We start from the raw sequence: 4,453 nt of genomic DNA on the forward strand, positions 1-4,453 counted from the left end.
AAAAAGCTATCGGAGCCGTAGCCTCCTCCTTGCTGACTGCCGCTTACCATATGCTCAAGTCTGGAACCCTCTACCAGGATCTCGGCGCTAACCACTTCAACCATCGCGCCAAAGACAAGCAAGCCCTTCACCTCATCCACCGCTTGAAGAACTTGGGATTCAACGTCCAAATCACGCCCTCGGCAGCCTGATCGAGATTCTGTTTCTTTCTAGTCTCGAACAGGACCGCAGAGATTCTCTCTCGCTTGTCTAGGCTTTTCTTTTCTCTTTAGGGGTGTCCAGAGGGGATATTTCTCTTTTCAGAGGGAGCGCAGCGAGATCATGAAAGCAGACGGATTGCTGATCTCAGCCGAAGAACTTCCCTGGCGGAATCCGATTTCCGCTTGCCGATCACGGCTAAATGAGTGACTCGGTGATTTCGCGTAAATCGAGGGCCCCCCTGGGCTGGGATCGCAGGTTCCTAGAGCGTTTATCAGGACTGGAACGCGACTGAATCGTCGAGGTTTCGTTAAGAGTTAGAGGAAAGCCCTGTCTTTTCACTGCGCCTTTGTTGCCGTTCCCAGGATATGGTCGCTCTCGTTCCATGTCCGAAATTGCTGTATTCCTGTCATGGCGCATGCCCTACAAAGACACTATCCTTCATGTCGAAGGAGCAACGACGACCAGATGTCAAATCTATCCTCCGCTCTCATCATTCCCGATTCCTTGCTTGCGAAAGAAGCCACTGATCTCCTGCGTGAGCATTCCACGGATCTGCTCTTTAATCACTCGATGCGCGTCTACTTGTTCGCGGCCGAGCAGGGCCGTCAACGAAAGCTTCGCTTCGATCCTGAACTTCTGTACGTCGCGGCCGCATTTCACGATTTCGGTATCCTTAAGAAATTCTCGAGCCCAGACGAACGCTTCGAAGTCGATGGCGCAAACGCGGCCCGTCAGTTCCTCACTGCACATAAGGTCCCTGAAGAACAGGTAGAAATTGCATGGGCAGCCATTGCTCTGCACACCACTCCTGGCGTCACTCAGTACATGCGTCCCGAAGTAGCTCTACTCTATTCGGGAGTCGGTCTCGATGTGCTTGGAAAGAGCTTCGATCAGTTTCCTTCGGAGTTGCGCGAGAAAATCGTGGCCGAATATCCTCGAAAACACTTCAAGGCAGACTTCATCCAGGAGTACTTTGCCGGCTTTGCGCACAAGCCCGGTACGACGTACGGCACCGTGAACTCCAGCATCTGTGAGCGTCTCATCCCTGGTTATAAAGCTCCTAATGCGATCGACGTGATAGCTGCATCTCCCTTCCCCGATTCCGACGACTAATACAGCGAGTTCCATGGAGCGAAGCAATGGCAGAGATGAATGCAATGGAGTTTACAGACGAACTGAACCTGCAGCCGGTAAGACGTCCGGTTCCTGAGCCGCAAGCGGGCGAAATCTTGATTCATGTCTCCGCCGCTGGAGTGACCCCTACAGAGAAGCTTTGGTATACCACCAGCCACTATGCGGACGGTACAGCCCGATCCAAAGCAATTCCCGGACATGAATTCTCAGGCACAGTTGCGGGGTTAGGTGCGGGAGCAACTAGCTACAGCCTAGGAGATGTTGTTTTCGGCTTGAATGATTGGTTCGCAGAAGGTGCTACGGCTGAGTTCTGCATAACAAAACCATCGAATCTTTCTCTGAAGCCATCTTCTCTTTCCCGCGTCGAAGCGGCCTCTGCCCCGATTGGCTTGCTGACGGCATGGCAGGGACTGCATCTCCAAGCAAAATTACAGAAAGGCGAACGAGTTCTTATACACGGAGGGGCGGGGGCGGTGGGACTTTTCGCGGTTCAACTTGCAAAATCGCAAGGAGCGTATGTGATTGCCACGTCGTCCAAGGCGAACATCGATTTTGTAAAGCAGCTTGGAGCTAATGAGGTCATCGATTATCGCGAGCGCCGTTTTGAAGAGGCAGGCTTAGTCGATGTAATCTTCGACACCGTGGGTGGAGAAACCTTGGATAGATCCTGGGATCTTCTCAAGCCTGGTGGCAGGTTGGTCACGATTGCTGCGGACGCAGAATCGAGTACCGATCCACGAGTAAAGAGTGCTTTTTTCATCGTCGAACAAGATGGAGAACAACTAGCCGCACTAGGCAAGCTTTTCGATTCCGGGGAATTGAAAGCTTTTGTCAAAGCTGAGCTGCCCATGGAAGAAGCAGACCATGCTTATAGTGGCTCGATTGCTGGCAATCCCGGCAAGCTAATCATCCGGACGAAAGAGTGATCGTCTACGATCCAATGCAACTCGGCCGGAGCTGAGCGAGTCGGTATTGAGAAGTCGGCCAGTGTCCAGGAATGTGGCCGGAGGCTGGGCTCTCAACTGTCGAGAACAGGGCAATGCACTCGTTGAGGCCTTGCGTTACCTAACGTCACGTTGAAGTTCCCGCAAAACGTTAGTGTTCTATCGTGACTGCCGTGCGACGGGAGTGGGAGGGGCGCGGCTCTGTGGGGCAGTTACGATAGAACCGTTTGAAGTGAGCCGCTGGGGTGGTGGATGCGGTGGGTTGCTATGGGATTTCAATCAGGCGGGATCGGTTGTGGTGTCGAGGTGTGGACGTTTTGGGGCAGGCGCCGTGGCGTTTCGATGGGCCTGAGGTTGGGAGCGCAAAGCTGGGCGTGAGGGGTGCGGGCATGACTGCGGGTCGAAGCTGGTTCAGAAGGCGCAGCAGAGTGTTACGTGCGGGACCACGCATGCGCGGAAGGGTCGGGATGGAGTTGCAGCAGGTCATCGGGCAGCACTTCTCAGTGTTGGTTCAAACGGGGTTACCGGCAACTACGGAAACGCTACTCAGTTCTCTTTGGGTAGCCAATCAAATAAGTAATCGGTACAAAGCCATTCCGCTTCGTTCCCGCTTGCCAGTGATAGTCCTTCACTTGTAACCGCTTTGACATCTGGAATAGCTCATCCTTCGAGTAAGCACGTAGGCATGACATGAGGCCGTCAAACCACAGCATAAACGGAACAAGCGGTATGACATAGGTCCAGATAATTCGTGGCCAGCGGAATGGTCGAATCGCTGGCGTGATAAGCAGGGCGACCATGGGAAGAAAGCAAATCGCGAGCATGACTCTCATATCTCTCTTTGCGCCCTCAAAGATAGCAATTCCCTGGCGATGCGTTGCTGCATCACAGAGCACTCTTCGCGCCTCGTTGGGTGAAAAATGATGAAACGAGGAAAATATGGTTCGGAATCCGCTGAGGTGCGCTGGCACCTCTAGCGCCGAGACAGGCTGTGCGTAAAAGCTTACATATTTACATTCAGAACTGGCCCGCTCAAACCCTTCGGTATTGGGGTGAAGATCGGTTAGCAGGACGCTTATCTTGTAAGCCTGTTCCTCCTCGAAATTGCGCGTCAATTGCAACCAAGGTCCGCCTGCACCGGAGCAAAGGTCGATCACGTGATTTGTTCCAGATTGTTCTAATGCCTGACGAAGCAGCGGAACGATTGGCCGATAGGAGTCGAACTTTATCCAGATGGCCTGGAGCGCATCAGTAAATAGATTCCGCAAAATAGCGGGGCACCAACGATGATCGTGGATCTCGAAAAGCTCAAAGCGGCGCATATCAAAGAGTACGGTGTCGAAGTCCCCTGATTATCTATTCTATTGCGCTATTCTGTCCGACCTTCGAATAGAGCTGCCAATCCCTTAGACGCACTTCCACAAACCTCGCTAATTGCAGTATCTTTCCGGATGGCAGCTTGCTCACAAACCAGCTGAAGGGCCATCCTGCTATACAACCATTGCCGCTAGATGTTTGACCGACTTCGCCTGCTCATCACTCCGAAGTTTCCGAAAAGCGGACTTGCAGGAGGTATCATTCTCGTTCGGACAGCAGCATGAGAAAGCAGGGCTGCTGATCAAGTCTGATCGGAGATTTTGACTATGACGGAAGGCTTCCACATTCAGCATCCTATGGCGTTCTTCATTCCGATTATGACTCTGCTCGTCGTGATTCAATTTATCGCCAGACGTGAACGGAGACGAGGAACCGAGGCGCAGGAATGGCCTAAGGCAGCGTCCATCCTCCTCCTCGTGGCGCTCTGCGTCGTCGCAGTGATCGCCAGGTTCAGATAAGCGTACTTTCCGAAAACGAGACTTTTCAGGCACTTCGCGAATCAGGTTACGGAGTCATCGTTCCGTCGATAAATGCAAGCGCGTTTTTCGCTCGATGCAGCCAGCTTCTAGCCGCGCGGTAATTGACCGAAGAACTGCGATGTCCGTTTGGCAGCAAAGATGTCGCCGAATTGGAAAGTGCCGTCTTCTGTCCTGACGTACGGCGTGAATACGTCGACGACTTCACCGAAGCAATGCTCAAGGCTGCAACAGATGGCATCCTGCTTCTGATGTTTGCCTGGTGGAACCGTTAGGGCGTCATAGCTTATTCCAGCAGCACGTAAGTTGCCCTTTGTCGCT

At 52.9% G+C, this 4,453-nt stretch carries 5 protein-coding genes and 1 pseudogene; 4 read left to right on the top strand and 2 right to left on the bottom strand.

All coding sequences use genetic code 11. The features are described from left to right. The 3 genes and pseudogenes from Q363_RS29280 to Q363_RS29290 form a co-directional block, all read left to right on the top strand. A pseudogene (locus Q363_RS29280) lies at positions 1–191 on the top strand (IS110 family transposase); the annotation flags it as partial. 475 nt (positions 192–666) lie between these two features. Next, on the top strand, positions 667–1,314 hold the full coding sequence (locus Q363_RS29285) for an HD domain-containing protein (protein WP_035357771.1): 648 nt from the start codon (positions 667–669) through the stop codon (positions 1,312–1,314). Between the two features lie 26 nt (positions 1,315–1,340). Beyond that, entirely contained in the window at positions 1,341–2,261 is a 921-nt protein-coding gene (locus tag Q363_RS29290) for an NADP-dependent oxidoreductase (RefSeq protein WP_035357773.1), read from the top strand. 560 nt (positions 2,262–2,821) lie between these two features. Here the strand turns inward: Q363_RS29290 and Q363_RS29295 are convergent. Next, positions 2,822–3,601, bottom strand: coding sequence for a hypothetical protein (locus tag Q363_RS29295; protein WP_035357775.1), 780 nt, complete (start codon positions 3,599–3,601; stop codon positions 2,822–2,824). Between the two features lie 321 nt (positions 3,602–3,922). Between Q363_RS29295 and Q363_RS29300 the strand changes: the two genes are divergently transcribed. Continuing rightward, positions 3,923–4,114, top strand: a complete 192-nt coding sequence (locus Q363_RS29300) for a hypothetical protein (protein WP_035357776.1) — start codon at positions 3,923–3,925, stop codon at positions 4,112–4,114. 107 nt (positions 4,115–4,221) lie between these two features. On the opposite strand, the gene Q363_RS47125 is transcribed toward Q363_RS29300, so the two are convergent. Next, positions 4,222–4,453: hypothetical protein (locus Q363_RS47125; protein ID WP_211256422.1), on the bottom strand; the 232-nt coding region annotated here is incomplete at its 5' end.

The sequence above is a fragment of the Edaphobacter aggregans DSM 19364 genome (genome assembly GCF_000745965.1).
In the GTDB taxonomy this organism is placed as follows: Bacteria; Acidobacteriota; Terriglobia; order Terriglobales; family Acidobacteriaceae; genus Edaphobacter; species Edaphobacter aggregans.